This window comes from Massilia aurea (genome assembly GCF_040790145.1).
Lineage (GTDB): Bacteria > Pseudomonadota > Gammaproteobacteria > Burkholderiales > Burkholderiaceae_D > Telluria > Telluria aurea_C.
This window is the reverse complement of record NZ_JBFMMP010000017.1, coordinates 40,882-53,989: the sequence shown is the minus strand read 5'-3', so window position 1 is coordinate 53,989 and position 13,108 is coordinate 40,882. Positions and strand designations below refer to the sequence as shown.

Here is a 13,108-nt window from a genome sequence, read left to right as displayed (position 1 = left end):
GCCATCAGCGCCGGATCGCGCCGCTCGTTACATTGATGCGGTCGCCGCTACGGAAGCCGGGTGTGGTGTTGTGGGTGACAACCTGGGTGCTGCCGTCGTCCATCCGCACCGTGACGCGATAGGCCTGGCCGGCCCCGGAGCTGCCTGCTGTGCCGGTGGTGCCGCTGGTGCCCATGGACGAGTCGCCTTCGCTCACGCCAACTGTGGCAGGCAGGATCTCGATGGCCAGCACGGTGCTGTTGGGCACCGGTGTGGCGGGCGGGCTGGTGGCGGCCCGGTTGCCCCGGTCGTCTTGCAGGCCGGACGACACCGAACTACCTGACGTTACGGCTGAAGCGGTCACGATGCCCGCTGCATCGGCGCCGGTACCGGTGCCGGTGGCCGCATCATAGGTGCCCGTACTGCCGCTGGCGCCGCTGGTGCCGCTGGATGGGGCGCCGGCGCCGCGCGTGGAGGCGCAGCCTGATATGGCGAGCACGACAGCCAGCAGGCCCGCCAGGGCCACGCTCTGGTGTGATTGCTTCATGATCAACTCCTCGTAGTGGTGTGTGGGGATGTGACGATGCTGCGCGCCACGAGGATAAGAGGCGGGAAGCGCGTCAGCGTTCCAGCTGACTCGGTCCGAGGGCAGGTTGCATCAAGCAGATGGGTTGTCGTTGGAACCCATCCGCACAAAGATGGTCAGCGCGGACGGACGGGGGCGGGCCGCAGCGCATCCGGCATCGGCAGGCGCGCGACCAGCATGGCCAGCAGGGTGGCGGCGACGGTGGCGGCGCTGACGTCGACCAGCCAGTCATGTACCGTGCCCGAGCGGTAGGGCAGGAAGTGCTGCACGCCCTCGTCGATGGCGCCCATCAGCGCGATCGCCAGCACGGCCTTGAGAGCGCGCTGCAACCCGCTACCGCTGCTGCCCAGGAACCACAACGTCGCCAGGCTGGCATAAGCCAGGCTGTGCAGGACGAGGCCGGAGGCATATTCGCCCACCTCGGCGCGCGCGCCGGGCATCGAGCCGGCGATCACGATGCCAGCAAAGATGAGCAGCGCGGCAGCGTGCATGGCACGGCGCAGGCGGGATTCGGCATACAACAGGGTCGACAGGGCAGGCATGGCGTGGCGGTGACGGTGCAAACGTCAACCGTACCATGTCGTGCGCACATTGTGTGCGGGTTGTTCCCTTGTTGTGCCCATGCGCTGCTGTAATTGATCAGACGCCAGGGCAGTGCTTTAAACGGTCAGTGCCGGGGCGCCGTCGGCGTAGTGCGCGTCGAAACAGCTGGCACAGTCGGCGCAGAACAGGTGCGCCATACGCACGCTCGCCTGTCGCAAGACGAGTTTCAGGTGTGTCTGCTGGCACTTGGGACACACTTCGCGGACACTGCCGAAGGTGAGCAGATTGAGAGGGGCGCTGTCGTGATCGATGTGATCGACAACGGCGCGCGGATTGAGTTCGCTGAGGACAAGGTCGCTCGGATCTTGCTGGCGACGGCAACTGTCGGGCGAAAGCGTTGTTTCTGGTTCACGTAAATTCATCGGACGATCTCCCGTGAGCGTTTCGTTGTACGCGGTTTTCCACATGGCTGCAAAGTGGGGCGTCTCAGCTTCATGATAGCCACATTGGAGTCGGCTTCAAGCACATAGACAATTTTTTCTGGACCGAGTTGCGACAATCCAGAAAAAAATGCCCGCGCTAGGCGGGCACAACCCAAGATCGGGCCAAGAGTGCGGAAAACTGGTTGGTGTGCAGCACCCTGGGTGCCCCACACCTGCTGCCATCACGCATATCGGTTACGTGTATGTCAGGTGATTCTTAGTATAGGCAGCGAATGTGACGAGTCCGTGACCTCTATCAAGGTTCTGGTCATACAGCGGCAAAAGGGACGTGCTAATTAATTTTATTGCAATACGCCCTGCCAGCACTTGGACTATGCAAAAACATTCAGGCAAAAAAAAAGCCCGCTGGGCGGGCTTGAAACTATTTTCTTGGAGGAGAATAGTGGAGACAGGTGTAACTATAGGGATCAAGTCATCGAGCGTCCAATTGCGAATTCGGATACCAGACATGCGATTCGTCAATATCTCTTAATTGCAACGTGCTACGTGTCAGTCGCGCACCGGCACCGTGTAGTTCAGCGCCATGCGCCCGCCATCGGCGTACAACGTCTGGCCGGTCATGTACGAGGCGTCGTCGCTGGCCAGGAAGGCGGCAATGGACGCGACTTCTTCGGGTTCGCCGCAGCGGCCCAGCGGCGTGCGCGACAAGATGGTGTGGCGCGCTTCCGGGCTGCCCAGCACGGCTTTTTTCGCCAGCTCGGTCAGGATGGTGCCGGGGCCGATGGCGTTCACGCGGATGTTGTACTGCGACAGGGCGATCGCCGCCACGCGCGTGAGCTGGTTGACGCCGCCCTTCGACACCACATACGGCACCTGGTTCGGTATGGTCAGCTCGGCATTCACGCTCGACATATTGATGATGCAGCCGCCTTCGCCGCGCGCCACCATGTCGCGCGCCGCCGCCTGACTGCACAGGAACATCGATTTCAGGTTGATGCGCAGCACGCGGTCGAAGTCGTCCTCGTGCAGGTCGAGGAACTCGGCCGCATGGGTGACGCCGGCGTTGTTGATCAGGATATCGATGCGGCCAAATTCGGCCAGGGTCGCCGCGATCATCGCATCGACGTCGACCTTGATGCCGACGTCGGCGCGGTAGAAGCGGGCGGCCTCGCCCAGGCTGGCGGCGGCTTGCTCGACTTCGGGCCGGATGTCGACGAGCATCACGCGCGCGCCTTCGCGCACGAGGCGCTCGGCGCAGGCCAGGCCGATGCCTTGGCTGGCCCCGGTGACGATGGCGATCTTCTGGTGTAGTTTCATGGCAGGCTTTCGACGATGTGGCAAAGGCCGCCATTTTAACCACCCGCGGCGGCGCCCCGCAGTTGACGGAAAAAAACAGCAATTTCCGTGTAAGTTTTTCTCGCGGCAACGTACTACATGATCCATCGCCCTTCAATGAGAACAAGATGAACTGGAAACACCTCGCGTTTGCCCTCACGGCCCTGAGCTACCACTGCATGGCGTCGGCGCTGCCGCTCTGCCATCTGTCGCGCCCGGCCGAGCAGGTCGCGTGCCGTGCATCGGCGCCGACCGGTGTCGTCCAACCCGATCAGGATGCGCGGATGCCGGCATGAAGATGCGCGGGACGCAGGATGCCGCGTTTGCCCGCGTGGTCGCCGAGCACGGCGCCATGCTGGCGCGCTTCGCGGCCAGTTTCGAGCGCAACCGCCATGCGCGCGAAGACCTGGTGCAGGATATCCTGCTGGCCGTGTGGCAGGCGCTGCCCGCGTTTCGGGGCGACGCGAGCCTGAAAACCTACCTCATCGGCGTGGCGCACCGGCGCTGCGCGACGCACGTGATGCGCGAGGTGGCGCAGCCGCGCCATGAGGAACTCGACGAGGAATGGGTCGACGGCCAGCCGGGACCCGAAGCGCTGGCAGGCCTGAACCAGCAGCAGGCGCGCCTGTTCGCCGCGCTGCGCGGCTTGCCCGTCGGCCAGCGCCAGCTGGTGGTGCTGGCGCTCGAAGGGCTGCGCTACGACGAGATCGCCGACCTGCTTGGCATCACGGTCGGGAATGTGGGCGTACGCCTGAACCGCGCCCGGGCAGCGCTCAAGGAACAACTGGAGGAACGATGAACGAGCAAGACGAATGGGCCAGCTTGCAGGATGCGTGGGGCGCGAGCCGGCCTGCCGCCACAATGCCCGACGTCGGCCTGATGATCGCGCGTGCGCGGCGGGAACGCCGCCTGACGGTGCTGGTGCTGGCGGGCGAGTGGGCGATGCTGGCCGTTGCGGCGGCGGCGATCGTGACGCGCTGGCCGCATGCCGCGACCAACGGCGTCGAGACCCTGTGGCTTGGCTTCCAGACGCTGCTCATGGGCGTGATCATGGTGGTCTTTACCTGGACCCGCCTGGCCGCCCTGCGTGAACCGACCGGCACGAGCCTGCGCGACTGGCTGGCGCTGCGCCGCCGGCGCGCGCAGCTTGGCCTGCGCCTGGCGCGCTTCACGCGCTGGACGACGGTCGCCTTGTTGCCGGCGCCGCTGATTGTCGTGGCCACGGCGCGCAGTACGCAGGGCGGGATCACCGGGCTGGTGGTCACGGCGCTGGTGCTGGTTGGAGGATGGGTCTGGGCGCAGCGCAAGCGCGCCCGCATGAACGCCGACATCGCCGAGGTCGACGCGCTGGCGCAGGAGTGGCTCGATGAATCGCCCGGTCCAGCGGGCGAGGTGGCTATAGCATGATGGGCCGGTCGGGCAATTCGTTGGTCCGCTCGCCGCTGGCCGGGAAATGCTGGCGCAGCAGTGCATTGACTTGGGCAACTGCGGCCAGCGTGGCGTCATGGAAGCGTCCGCCCTTGAAGCCTTCGGTCATGGTGCGGCACACGGCTTGCCAGGTGGCGGCGTCGATCTTGCGGTCGATGCCCCGGTCGGCCACGATGTCGACCTTGTGCTCGGCCAGGTTCACGTAGATGAGTACGCCGCAATTGTCTTCGGTGTCCCACACGCCGTAGTCGGCGAACAGGGCCAGCGCGCGCTGGCGATTGGTCACGCCGTCCCAGGCCGCGTCAAAGGGCAGGGCCTTCTCGACGATCAGGCGCACTTCGCCGCGGTGCGTGCGTTCGCCTGCATCGATCGCTTCGGCAATCGCCGTCAGCGTCGCTTCGGGAAACGCGTGCTTCGCCTCGGCCGCGCTGCTGGTGGCATGGCGCCACGCGCGCGCTATTTTTTGTATCAACGATCCCATTACCAGTCTCCCGAGGCGCCGCCGCCGTCAAAGCTGCCGCCGCCACCTGAAAACCCGCCGCCGCCAAAGCCACCGCCGCCGCCCCCAAACCCGCCGCCACCGCCATGGCTCATATTGCCGATGATATTGCCGAGGATGAAGCCGGTGGTCGCACCGCCCCAGTTCGAGCGGCCACGGCTGCTGGCCACCGTGCGGCCGCGCTTCGAGCCGAAGACCGAGCGCAGCAAAAATGCGCCGATGATGATCGCGAAGATGGCGATGAGCGGAAATCCGCCGCCGCCCGCTGCTTCTTGTTGCCGCTGCGGTTGCTGCTTCGCTTGCTGTGCAGGCGCCGGGAACGCTTCCTGGTTGAGCAGCGTGGCAATCGCGCCCACGCCGGCCACCAGGCCTTCATAGAAATGTTCTTCCCTGAAATGCGGCGCGATCACGTCCTGCAGGATGCGCTTGGATTGCGCGTCGGTCAGCACGCCCTGCACGCCACGGCCCGCTTCGATACGCAGGCGGCGCAGCGCTGACGGGTTGTCGCGCGCGACGACCAGCAGCACGCCGTCGTCGACGCCCTTGCGACCGAGCTGCCAGGCATCCGTAACGCGGATACTGTAGGCCTCGATCGCTTCCGGCTCGGTCGATTTCACCAGCAGCACGGCGATCTGGCTGCCGGTCCTGGTCTCGTAATCGGCCAGCACGGCTTCGAGGCGCTGGCGCTGGGTGGCCTCGAGCATGCCGGCCTGGTCGGTCACGCGGGTGGTGAGCTTCGGCACTTCCTTGAGTTGTGCAAAGGCCGGCGCAGCGCCGACGAACAGGGTCGTCAGCGCGAGCAGGAGCGTGGAAAACAAACGCAGGAAGGCCGTCATTGCCTGCCTTTACTTGCCGAAGTCGACTGCTGGTGCGGTCGAGATCGCCTTTTCATTCTCGACCGTGAACGATGGCTTGGTCTCGTAGCCGAACACCATTGCGGTCAGGTTTTTCGGGAACTGGCGCACGGTCACGTTGTAATCCTGGACCGAGGCGATGTAGCGCTGGCGTGCCACCGTAATGCGGTTCTCGGTGCCTTCAAGCTGCGACGCCAGGTCGCGGAAACTCGCGTCGGCCTTCAGGTCGGGGTATTTTTCGGACACCATCATCAGGCGCGACAACGCGCCCGACAATTCGCCCTGCACCTGCTGGAATTTCTGGAACGCTTCCGGATTGTTCAGCACTTCGGGCGTGATCTGGAAGCTGGTGGCCGAGGCGCGGGCGCGCGTGACCGCTTCGAGCGTTTCACGTTCGTGCGAGGCGTAGCCCTTGACGGTGTTGACCAGGTTCGGGATGAGGTCGGCGCGGCGCTGGTACTGGTTGACGACTTCGCTCCAGGCGGCCTTGGTGGCTTCATCCTTGGTCTGGAAGTCGTTGTAGCCGCAGCCTGACAGCAGGACGCCGGCGAGGATGGCGCTGCCCAGCAGGCGGGTCCAGCGGAAAATGAAGGTGTCGGTCATGGTGAGGAAGGTCCGTGCAAGTTGTCGAATGATCAAAATATACCTGAAAGCCACGGCAGCCGGCGTTTCTGCGGCCCCGGCCCCGAAGCTGCGTCGCGGCGGCGGGTACAATATCGGGTTTGCTATTACCAAGATACAAGGGGCTTGAGGTGACTTTCATAAACAAACTCGCGGCCGCATGGACCCGCAACGATTCGCTGCTGTGCGTTGGCCTCGACCCGGACCTGGCGCGTTTCCCGGCGCACCTGGCCGGCCAGCCCGATGCGATCGTTCAATTCTGCAAGGCCATCATTGACGCCACCGCCGACCTGGCCTGCGCCTTCAAGCCGCAGATCGCCTATTTCGCCGCACTCGGCGCCGAAGACCAGCTCGAAGAAATCTGCCGCTACCTGCGCGAGACGTACCCGCACATCCCGCTGGTGCTCGACGCCAAGCGCGGCGACATCGGCGCCACCGCGCACCAGTACGCGCGCGAAGCGTTCGACCGCTACGGCGCCGACGCTGTGACCGTCAATCCATATATGGGCTTCGATTCGGTCGAGCCGTACATGGCGTGGCCGGACCGCGGCGTGATCGTGCTGTGCCGCACGTCGAACGCGGGTGGCTCGGACCTGCAATTCCTGGACGTGGGCGGGCGTCCGTTGTACCAGCACGTGGCGCAACTGGTGGCCGAGAAGTGGAACCGCAACGGCCAGTGCGCGCTCGTGGTGGGCGCGACCTTCCCGGAAGAGATCGCGCAAGTGCGCGCGCTGGTGGGCGACATGCCGCTGTTGATTCCGGGCGTGGGCGCGCAGGGTGGCGATGTCGAGGCAACCGTCAAGGCGGGCCGCACGGCTGGCGGCGCGGGCATGATGATCAACTCGTCGCGCGCGATCCTCTATGCGACGCCGCAGGGAGGGGAAGACTTCGCGCAGGCGGCGCGCAGGGTGGCGATGGAGACGCGTGACGCGATCAATGCGGCGCGTTCTTTGTAGCGTGGTTGGTGCTGCTTGAGAACTTGGGTTCCCGCCTCCGCGGGAACGACGGTTTTATGGTTAGCGATTGATTCAAGCGCGTCGTACCCGCGGAGGCGGGTACCCAAGTGACGCACCGTAGCCCCTCAATGCAACTCCGGCGCAATCATCTCCGCATAGTCATACAACGCCCCAAGAATCGCTTCGGCCCGCTCATCGGCCGTCTCTGACAACGCATCGATCTCCTGGAACAACTGATCGATCGTCCTTGCCCCGCCCGCGCCTTCGAACAGGCGCGCCGCGCGGTGCGCTTCCCAGGTCTGCATTTCTTCCTCAGACAATGTCTCGGGGAAGTTGCGCGCCCGGTAGCGCAGCAGCAGATCGTTCAGGCGCTCGTCCTCGAAACTGAAGCGCTTGCCGGCCAGCGCGGCTGGCTTTTGCATGCGGATCGATTCCAGCTGGCGCCGGTCTTCCTTGCTGACGAAGCCGCCGTACAAATCTTCATCGATATCCACTGGCGTACCCGAGACCGGTTTCTGCAGCACTTGCGCCCACACTGCGCGCAGGTCGGGGCCACTTGCTGCCAGCGCGGCATGCGCGCGGCCCTGCTCGAGGTCGATCTCCCAGCGCTTGGCCAGATCAGGCCGCAGCGTCTTGAGGTTGGCGACCAGCATCGGCGACTTGTTCAGGTGCACGCTCTTGATCGGCAGGCGCGTCACGCCGTCGGGCAAGTCGGCCATCCGCGTAAACATGCGGGTGCGGATCGTCTCGGCATCGAGCGCGAACAGTTCGGACGGATCGTAGCGGCAATCCCAGACCAGGATTTCGTTCTTGTTGGTCGGGTGCTGGGCCAGCGGATAGACCAGCGCCAGGCAACCGTATTCCACCGGGAACATGCCCGACACGTGCAAGAACGGCTGGCGCTCGCTCGGGGCCAGGTGCAGGCCGATTTCGGCGGCGACGCGGTCCTTGCGGCGCAGTTCGAGGCAGAAATCGAACAGGCGCGGCTGCTTGCTGCGGATCAGGCGCGCCAGCGCGATGGTGGCGCGCACGTCCGACAGCGCATCGTGCGCGGCCTCGTGCGCCAGGCCGTTGGCCGTGGTCAGGTGTTCCAGCCTGAAGCTCGGCTTGCCGTCGTCGCGCGTCGGCCATTCGATGCCTTCCGGGCGCAGCGCATGGACCATGCGCACGACGTCGAGCAAATCCCAGCGGCCGCAGTTGTGCTGCCATTCGCGCGCGTACGGATCGATCAGGTTGCGCCAGAACAGGTAACGCGTGACTTCATCGTCGAAGCGGATCGTGTTGTAGCCCACGCCGATGGTGCCAGGCTCGCTGAAAGCGGCCTCGATCTGGCGGGCGAACTCGTGTTCGGGCACGCCTTGTTCGAGGCACTGCTGGGGCAGGATGCCGGTGATCAGGCATGACTCGGGGTCGGGCAGGAAGTCGTTGGCCGGCTGGCAGTACAGCATGATCGGCTCGCCGATTTCATTGAGTTCGGCGTCCGTGCGGATCGCGGCGAACTGGGCCGGGCGATCGCGGCGCGGGGTCGCGCCGAAGGTTTCGTAGTCGTGCCAGAGGAAGGTGTGCGGGCTCATGTCTTGTTCTTGTCCTGGCTGCAAACGCAGCGTCGGCGACATGGTGGCACAGATGGGCGATCCCGTCACGGATCGCCGTCACGGGGCGGTTTGCCCTGGTGGTGATGCTCAGAGGCAGACGCGGTTGCGCCCGGCTTCCTTGGCCCGGTACAGGGCGGCGTCGGCGGCCGCCATCAGTGCGTATTCGTCCCCGTTATCGCCCAGCGTGGCCACGCCGAACGACGCGGTCAGGTGCGGCAACTCGACGCGCATGTCGGTGAACACCACGGTGTCGCGCAGGCGCTGGCACAGGCGCTCGGCCACCATCGTGGCCAGTTCGATGCCGGTGTCGGGCAGCACGGCCAGCATTTCCTCGCCGCCGAAGCGCACCGCATAGTCGGACGGACGCAGGGCGTCGCGGATCAGGCTGGCAGCAGCCGACAAGGCCACGTCGCCGACGATGTGGCCGTGGGTGTCGTTGAACTGTTTAAAATGGTCGAGGTCGATCATCACGAGCGACAGGCCGCTGCCGGTGCGGGCGGCGCGGGCGGCCAGTTTCGGCAGCATGTCGTCCAGCCAGGCGCGGTTGTACAGGCCCGTGAGCGGGTCATTGAGCGAGAGCTGGCGGTAGAATTCGCCGAGCTTCTGGCGCCGGCGCAGCAGGGCGTTGGTGGTGCGGATGCGGAACGACAGCAGGCGCAGCAGATTCCGTGCCAGCACGCTCGAATGGTCGATCAGCGTCCAGACGACGCTCGACTCGATCACCAGGAGCTCGCTGTCTTCGAGGGCCGTCATCGCGGCCAGGTTCGCCGCATCGTCCAGCACCGCCTGTTCGCCGACACTCTCGCCCGGCAAGGCGCGGGTGGTGCCGGTTTCATCGCCGGCGTGGGCATCGGATTCGATCTCGAGCTGGCCCGACAACACGATGTACAGGCGCGCCTGGCCGCCGTCGTCGATGCGAACGCCCTGCGGCACGCGCACGATGGCGCAGGCGGCCAGCATCGCGGTGACTTCCGGGTCAGTCTCGTCGCGAAACAGCTGCAGGTCGCTGATGGGGGTGTGGCTCTCGCCAAAAGTGCCGATCTGTTCCAAGTGAGTCCTCAAGCGGTATGCCGGATTGGCAAGTGTTATTACATCAGCGGAATCATAGCCGATTGTGAAGCGCGTGCGCGTTTGGCAAAACGGGTTTCACACAATTTTAAATAACAGTGTTCAAATGACAGTATGCCATCTTCGACCATCACCCTGATCGATGTGCTGGGCCAGGGCTACCAGCCGGCGCCGGGCGCGCGGATCGTCTCGCTCGTGCCATCCATCACCGAATTGCTGTGCGACCTGGGCCTGGCGCCGCAGCTGGTCGGCCGCACGGGTTTTTGCATCCATCCGAAGGCGCTCGTCGCGACTATCCCGAAGGTAGGCGGCACCAAGGACGTCAATCTCGACAAGATCCGCGCACTGGCGCCAACCCACGTCGTGGTCAATCTCGATGAAAACACCCGGCCCGTGTACGACGCGCTGGTGCAATTCGTGCCGCACGTGATCGTCACGCATCCCGTAATGCCGCACGACAACCTGGCGCTGGCCCGGCTGATGGGCGGCATCTTCGCCGTACAAGTCGCGGCCGACGCCTGGTGCGTTGCATTCGAAGAAGCCTTGGCCGCGCTGCGCGCCCGGCCCGCCGGTCCACCTCGTACGGTGCTGTACTGCATCTGGCAGGATCCGTGGATGAGCATCTCGGCCGACACCTATATCGCCGCCATGCTGGCAGAACTGGGCTGGCGCGTGCCGCACCTGGGCGACGATCGCTATCCGCGCTTTGCCTGGTCGGAGCGCCTGGTCGACGGCCTCGACGCCGTGCTGCTGTCGACCGAACCGTACCGCTTCACGCAGGCGCACGTGGACGCGCTGGAAAAGCAGATCGGCATCCCGGTGCTGCTGGTCGATGGCGAAATGCTGTCGTGGTACGGCAGTCGCGCGCTGGCGGGTGTGGGGTATCTGGAGACGCTGCGGGAGATGCTGGAATAGGGGCGGCTGGCTGGCTGTCCCCTGCGCCCGTGGCGGGCGCAGGGGGAATTACTGGTGAATTACGAGTCGGTCAGGTGCTTGTCGGCAGTGGCGTCGATGTCGGCGTCACCGTCGACCACCGGGGCGGCGGTGTGGCGATGCTTGTCGTGCAGGCGACCGATGGTGCTGTCGAGCGCGCGGGCCAGTTTGCCGCTGGCGTTGTTGATCGCCTGGTGCAGGTCGTTGGCGTGATCGTGCACGACGATCGGGGCCACGCCGGCCAGACGCGCTTCGAGCATGCAGTGGTTGCCGCCGTCCGCTTTCTTTTCTTTGTTCTCATCGCTCAGGTGAACGTCGACGCGGGTGACTTGCTCGCTGAAACGACCGATGGAGGCGCGCACGACGGTGTCCACGTGCTCGTCCAGGCCTTGATGTTTATTGATGGTGTTATCGGTATTGACGTTGATCTGCATGGATGGCTCCTGTAATCGTTATGGCTTTATCTTACACGGCCCGCGCTTTTTCCCGCGTCCGCAAGGCCTAACGTGCTGAGATTGTCATAAAAGTATCATTGTTGCCGAATTTCCACATTGCAATTCAGTCCTCGTATTGTAGGATTAGTCCTACTACAATCGTTGGCGTTTAGTAAATCTCACCAAATGTTTCAACGACTTGGACACGATATTCACATGCATCTGAATCAACTGAAAATTGGCCAGCGGCTCGCGCTGGCATTCGCCCTGATACTGTTTTTGCTGGCTGCAGTATTGTTCACCGGCATCCAGAAGCTCCAAGCGATGGACGAGCTGCTCGTCAAGGTCGTGGAGGTCAACGGCGCGCGCATCGACGCCGCCAGCACGATGCGTGACTCGCTGCGCCGGATCTCGATTGCCGTACGCGACATGACCATCGCGAGCGACCCCGCCTTGATGCAAGAGTATTCGAAGACCATCGCCAGCGCCCGCAGCGCATATGCGCAGGCCGAAACCACGCTTGGCAATATGCTCCTCTCGGAAGAAAGCCGGGCAATTCACGCCAACATCGTCTCCAACCGCGATGCGATGCTGCCTTTGATCTCGCAAGGCGAAACGCTGGCAATGGCCAATGACCTGGAAGGGGCAGGTGTGTTCCTGCGCACCCGGTTCGTGCCGGCAATGCGTCCGTGGACTGCGGCGATCGACGAGATGCTCGAGTTGCAGAAGTCACGCAATGGCCAGGATCAGGAACGCGGTAACCAGGCCTATGTACAAGCCAGGATCATGATGTTGGGCGTCGGTGGCTTCGCGCTGCTGGCCTCGATCGTCGTCGCCTGGCTCATCACCCGCTCGATCACGCGGCCCCTGAACCGCGCGGTCGAGGTCGCACGCACCGTCGCTGCCGGCGACCTGAGCAGCGACATCCACGTGCATTCGACCGATGAAACCGGCCAGTTGCTCGCGGCACTGAAAGACATGAACGCCAACCTGCGCACGATCGTCGGCCAGGTGCGCGACGGCACCGAGACCATCGCCACCGCCTCGGACGAGATCGCAACGGGCAACCTCGATCTGTCGGCGCGCACCGAGCAGCAGGCCAGCTCGCTGGAAGAAACGGCGTCGTCGATGGAAGAACTGACGTCCACCGTCAAGCAGAACGCCGAGAACGCCCGCCAGGCCAACATGCTGGCACGCTCGGCGTCCGACATCGCCACCCGTGGCGGCGTGGTCGTGGCCGACGTGGTTGATACCATGACCGCCATCCATTCGTCGGCCAGCAAGATCGTCGACATCATTTCGGTCATCGACGGCATCGCGTTCCAGACCAATATCCTGGCCCTGAATGCGGCAGTGGAAGCGGCACGCGCCGGCGAGCAGGGCCGGGGTTTCGCGGTGGTGGCCAGCGAGGTGCGCAACCTGGCGCAGCGATCGGCGAGCGCGGCCCGGGAAATCAAGGCCCTGATCGACGATTCGGTCACCAAGGTGGACGAGGGCAGCCGCCTGGTGAGCCAGGCCGGCAGCACCATGGACGAGATCGTCGGAAGTGTCAAGCGCGTGACCGACATCATGGGCGAGATCACGGCCGCCAGCCAGGAGCAGGAAAGCGGCATCGAGCAGATCAACCAGGCCATCACCGAGATGGACGCCGTGACCCAGCAGAATGCCGCGCTGGTGGAAGAAGCTGCGGCGGCCGCCGAGTCGCTCAAGGAGCAGTCGGCGCGCCTGGCCGAGACGGTCAGCGTGTTCCAGGTCGGCGACACGGCACGCCGCGTGTCCAATCCACGCCGTAACGTGGAAGCGCCGCGCGCGCTGACGTTGCACGCCGCTTGAT

At 64.6% G+C, this 13,108-nt stretch carries 16 protein-coding genes; 6 read left to right on the top strand and 10 right to left on the bottom strand.

What is annotated here, in order from left to right; all coding sequences use genetic code 11:
• Positions 1–4 precede the first annotated feature (4 nt).
• The 4 genes from AB2N08_RS19370 to AB2N08_RS19355 form a co-directional block, all read right to left on the bottom strand.
• Positions 5–526, bottom strand: a complete 522-nt coding sequence (locus tag AB2N08_RS19370) for a hypothetical protein (protein WP_367612536.1) — start codon at positions 524–526, stop codon at positions 5–7.
• A 155-nt stretch (positions 527–681) separates the two neighbouring features.
• On the bottom strand, positions 682–1,107 hold the full coding sequence (locus tag AB2N08_RS19365) for a VanZ family protein (RefSeq protein WP_367612535.1): 426 nt from the start codon (positions 1,105–1,107) through the stop codon (positions 682–684).
• Between the two features lie 117 nt (positions 1,108–1,224).
• A complete protein-coding gene (locus AB2N08_RS19360; protein WP_367612534.1) occupies positions 1,225–1,530 on the bottom strand; it encodes a hypothetical protein in 306 nt (101 codons plus the stop codon).
• Positions 1,531–2,100: 570 nt separating this feature from the next.
• Positions 2,101–2,868: an SDR family NAD(P)-dependent oxidoreductase gene (locus tag AB2N08_RS19355; protein WP_367612533.1), complete on the bottom strand. Its 768-nt coding sequence runs from the start codon at positions 2,866–2,868 to the stop codon at positions 2,101–2,103.
• Between the two features lie 146 nt (positions 2,869–3,014).
• On the opposite strand from AB2N08_RS19355, the gene AB2N08_RS19350 reads away from it, so the two are divergent.
• The 3 genes from AB2N08_RS19350 to AB2N08_RS19340 are packed head-to-tail and all read left to right on the top strand — an operon-like array spanning position 3,015 to position 4,293.
• Positions 3,015–3,182, top strand: a complete 168-nt coding sequence (locus AB2N08_RS19350) for a hypothetical protein (RefSeq protein WP_367612532.1) — start codon at positions 3,015–3,017, stop codon at positions 3,180–3,182.
• Entirely contained in the window at positions 3,179–3,685 is a 507-nt protein-coding gene (locus AB2N08_RS19345) for an RNA polymerase sigma factor (RefSeq protein ID WP_367612531.1), read from the top strand. The genes AB2N08_RS19350 and AB2N08_RS19345 overlap by 4 nt, the downstream gene beginning before the upstream one ends.
• Entirely contained in the window at positions 3,682–4,293 is a 612-nt protein-coding gene (locus AB2N08_RS19340; protein WP_367612530.1) for a hypothetical protein, read from the top strand. The genes AB2N08_RS19345 and AB2N08_RS19340 overlap by 4 nt, the downstream gene beginning before the upstream one ends.
• On the opposite strand, the gene AB2N08_RS19335 is transcribed toward AB2N08_RS19340, so the two are convergent.
• From AB2N08_RS19335 to AB2N08_RS19325, 3 genes are read right to left on the bottom strand one after another with little or no spacing between them, the layout of a single operon-like run.
• A complete protein-coding gene (locus AB2N08_RS19335) occupies positions 4,283–4,795 on the bottom strand; it encodes a TPM domain-containing protein (RefSeq protein WP_367612529.1) in 513 nt (170 codons plus the stop codon). The genes AB2N08_RS19340 and AB2N08_RS19335 overlap by 11 nt on opposite strands.
• Complete coding sequence (locus AB2N08_RS19330) at positions 4,795–5,649, bottom strand: TPM domain-containing protein (RefSeq protein ID WP_367612528.1); 855 nt, start codon at positions 5,647–5,649, stop codon at positions 4,795–4,797. The genes AB2N08_RS19335 and AB2N08_RS19330 overlap by 1 nt, the downstream gene beginning before the upstream one ends.
• Positions 5,650–5,658: 9 nt before the next feature.
• Positions 5,659–6,270 (bottom strand): LemA family protein, encoded by a 612-nt coding sequence (locus tag AB2N08_RS19325; protein ID WP_367612527.1) that lies wholly within the window; start codon positions 6,268–6,270, stop codon positions 5,659–5,661.
• A gap of 149 nt (positions 6,271–6,419) precedes the next feature.
• Between AB2N08_RS19325 and pyrF the strand changes: the two genes are divergently transcribed.
• Positions 6,420–7,244 (top strand): orotidine-5'-phosphate decarboxylase, encoded by an 825-nt coding sequence (gene pyrF, locus AB2N08_RS19320; protein ID WP_367612526.1) that lies wholly within the window; start codon positions 6,420–6,422, stop codon positions 7,242–7,244.
• Positions 7,245–7,369: 125 nt separating this feature from the next.
• Here the strand turns inward: pyrF and sbcB are convergent, their stop codons facing one another.
• Both sbcB and AB2N08_RS19310 read right to left on the bottom strand, forming a co-directional pair.
• Positions 7,370–8,818 carry an exodeoxyribonuclease I gene (sbcB, locus tag AB2N08_RS19315; RefSeq protein ID WP_367612525.1) on the bottom strand — a complete coding sequence of 483 codons (1,449 nt, stop codon included), beginning with the start codon at positions 8,816–8,818 and terminating at the stop codon, positions 7,370–7,372.
• 108 nt (positions 8,819–8,926) lie between these two features.
• Entirely contained in the window at positions 8,927–9,889 is a 963-nt protein-coding gene (locus tag AB2N08_RS19310; RefSeq protein ID WP_367612524.1) for a GGDEF domain-containing protein, read from the bottom strand.
• Positions 9,890–10,021: 132 nt separating this feature from the next.
• Between AB2N08_RS19310 and AB2N08_RS19305 the strand changes: the two genes are divergently transcribed.
• Positions 10,022–10,822, top strand: a complete 801-nt coding sequence (locus AB2N08_RS19305; protein ID WP_367612523.1) for a helical backbone metal receptor — start codon at positions 10,022–10,024, stop codon at positions 10,820–10,822.
• Positions 10,823–10,881: 59 nt separating this feature from the next.
• On the opposite strand, the gene AB2N08_RS19300 is transcribed toward AB2N08_RS19305, so the two are convergent.
• Complete coding sequence (locus tag AB2N08_RS19300) at positions 10,882–11,274, bottom strand: HPF/RaiA family ribosome-associated protein (protein WP_367612522.1); 393 nt, start codon at positions 11,272–11,274, stop codon at positions 10,882–10,884.
• Between the two features lie 216 nt (positions 11,275–11,490).
• Here AB2N08_RS19300 and AB2N08_RS19295 point away from each other — a divergent pair, with 216 nt between their 5' ends.
• Entirely contained in the window at positions 11,491–13,107 is a 1,617-nt protein-coding gene (locus AB2N08_RS19295; RefSeq protein ID WP_367612521.1) for a methyl-accepting chemotaxis protein, read from the top strand.
• Position 13,108 lies beyond the last annotated feature (1 nt).

Bases quoted from the DNA above. Each gene is read 5' to 3' on its own strand.
- AB2N08_RS19370 (WP_367612536.1), bottom strand. From the start codon at position 526: ATGAAGCAATCACACCAGAGCGTGGCCCTGGCGGGCCTGCTGGCTGTC.
- AB2N08_RS19365 (WP_367612535.1), bottom strand. From the start codon at position 1,107: ATGCCTGCCCTGTCGACCCTGTTGTATGCCGAATCCCGCCTGCGCCGT.
- AB2N08_RS19360 (WP_367612534.1), bottom strand. From the start codon at position 1,530: ATGAATTTACGTGAACCAGAAACAACGCTTTCGCCCGACAGTTGCCGT.
- AB2N08_RS19355 (WP_367612533.1), bottom strand. From the start codon at position 2,868: ATGAAACTACACCAGAAGATCGCCATCGTCACCGGGGCCAGCCAAGGC.
- AB2N08_RS19350 (WP_367612532.1), top strand. From the start codon at position 3,015: ATGAACTGGAAACACCTCGCGTTTGCCCTCACGGCCCTGAGCTACCAC.
- AB2N08_RS19345 (WP_367612531.1), top strand. From the start codon at position 3,179: ATGAAGATGCGCGGGACGCAGGATGCCGCGTTTGCCCGCGTGGTCGCC.
- AB2N08_RS19340 (WP_367612530.1), top strand. From the start codon at position 3,682: ATGAACGAGCAAGACGAATGGGCCAGCTTGCAGGATGCGTGGGGCGCG.
- AB2N08_RS19335 (WP_367612529.1), bottom strand. From the start codon at position 4,795: ATGGGATCGTTGATACAAAAAATAGCGCGCGCGTGGCGCCATGCCACC.
- AB2N08_RS19330 (WP_367612528.1), bottom strand. From the start codon at position 5,649: ATGACGGCCTTCCTGCGTTTGTTTTCCACGCTCCTGCTCGCGCTGACG.
- AB2N08_RS19325 (WP_367612527.1), bottom strand. From the start codon at position 6,270: ATGACCGACACCTTCATTTTCCGCTGGACCCGCCTGCTGGGCAGCGCC.
- sbcB (WP_367612525.1), bottom strand. From the start codon at position 8,818: ATGAGCCCGCACACCTTCCTCTGGCACGACTACGAAACCTTCGGCGCG.
- AB2N08_RS19305 (WP_367612523.1), top strand. From the start codon at position 10,022: ATGCCATCTTCGACCATCACCCTGATCGATGTGCTGGGCCAGGGCTAC.
- AB2N08_RS19300 (WP_367612522.1), bottom strand. From the start codon at position 11,274: ATGCAGATCAACGTCAATACCGATAACACCATCAATAAACATCAAGGC.
- AB2N08_RS19295 (WP_367612521.1), top strand. From the start codon at position 11,491: ATGCATCTGAATCAACTGAAAATTGGCCAGCGGCTCGCGCTGGCATTC.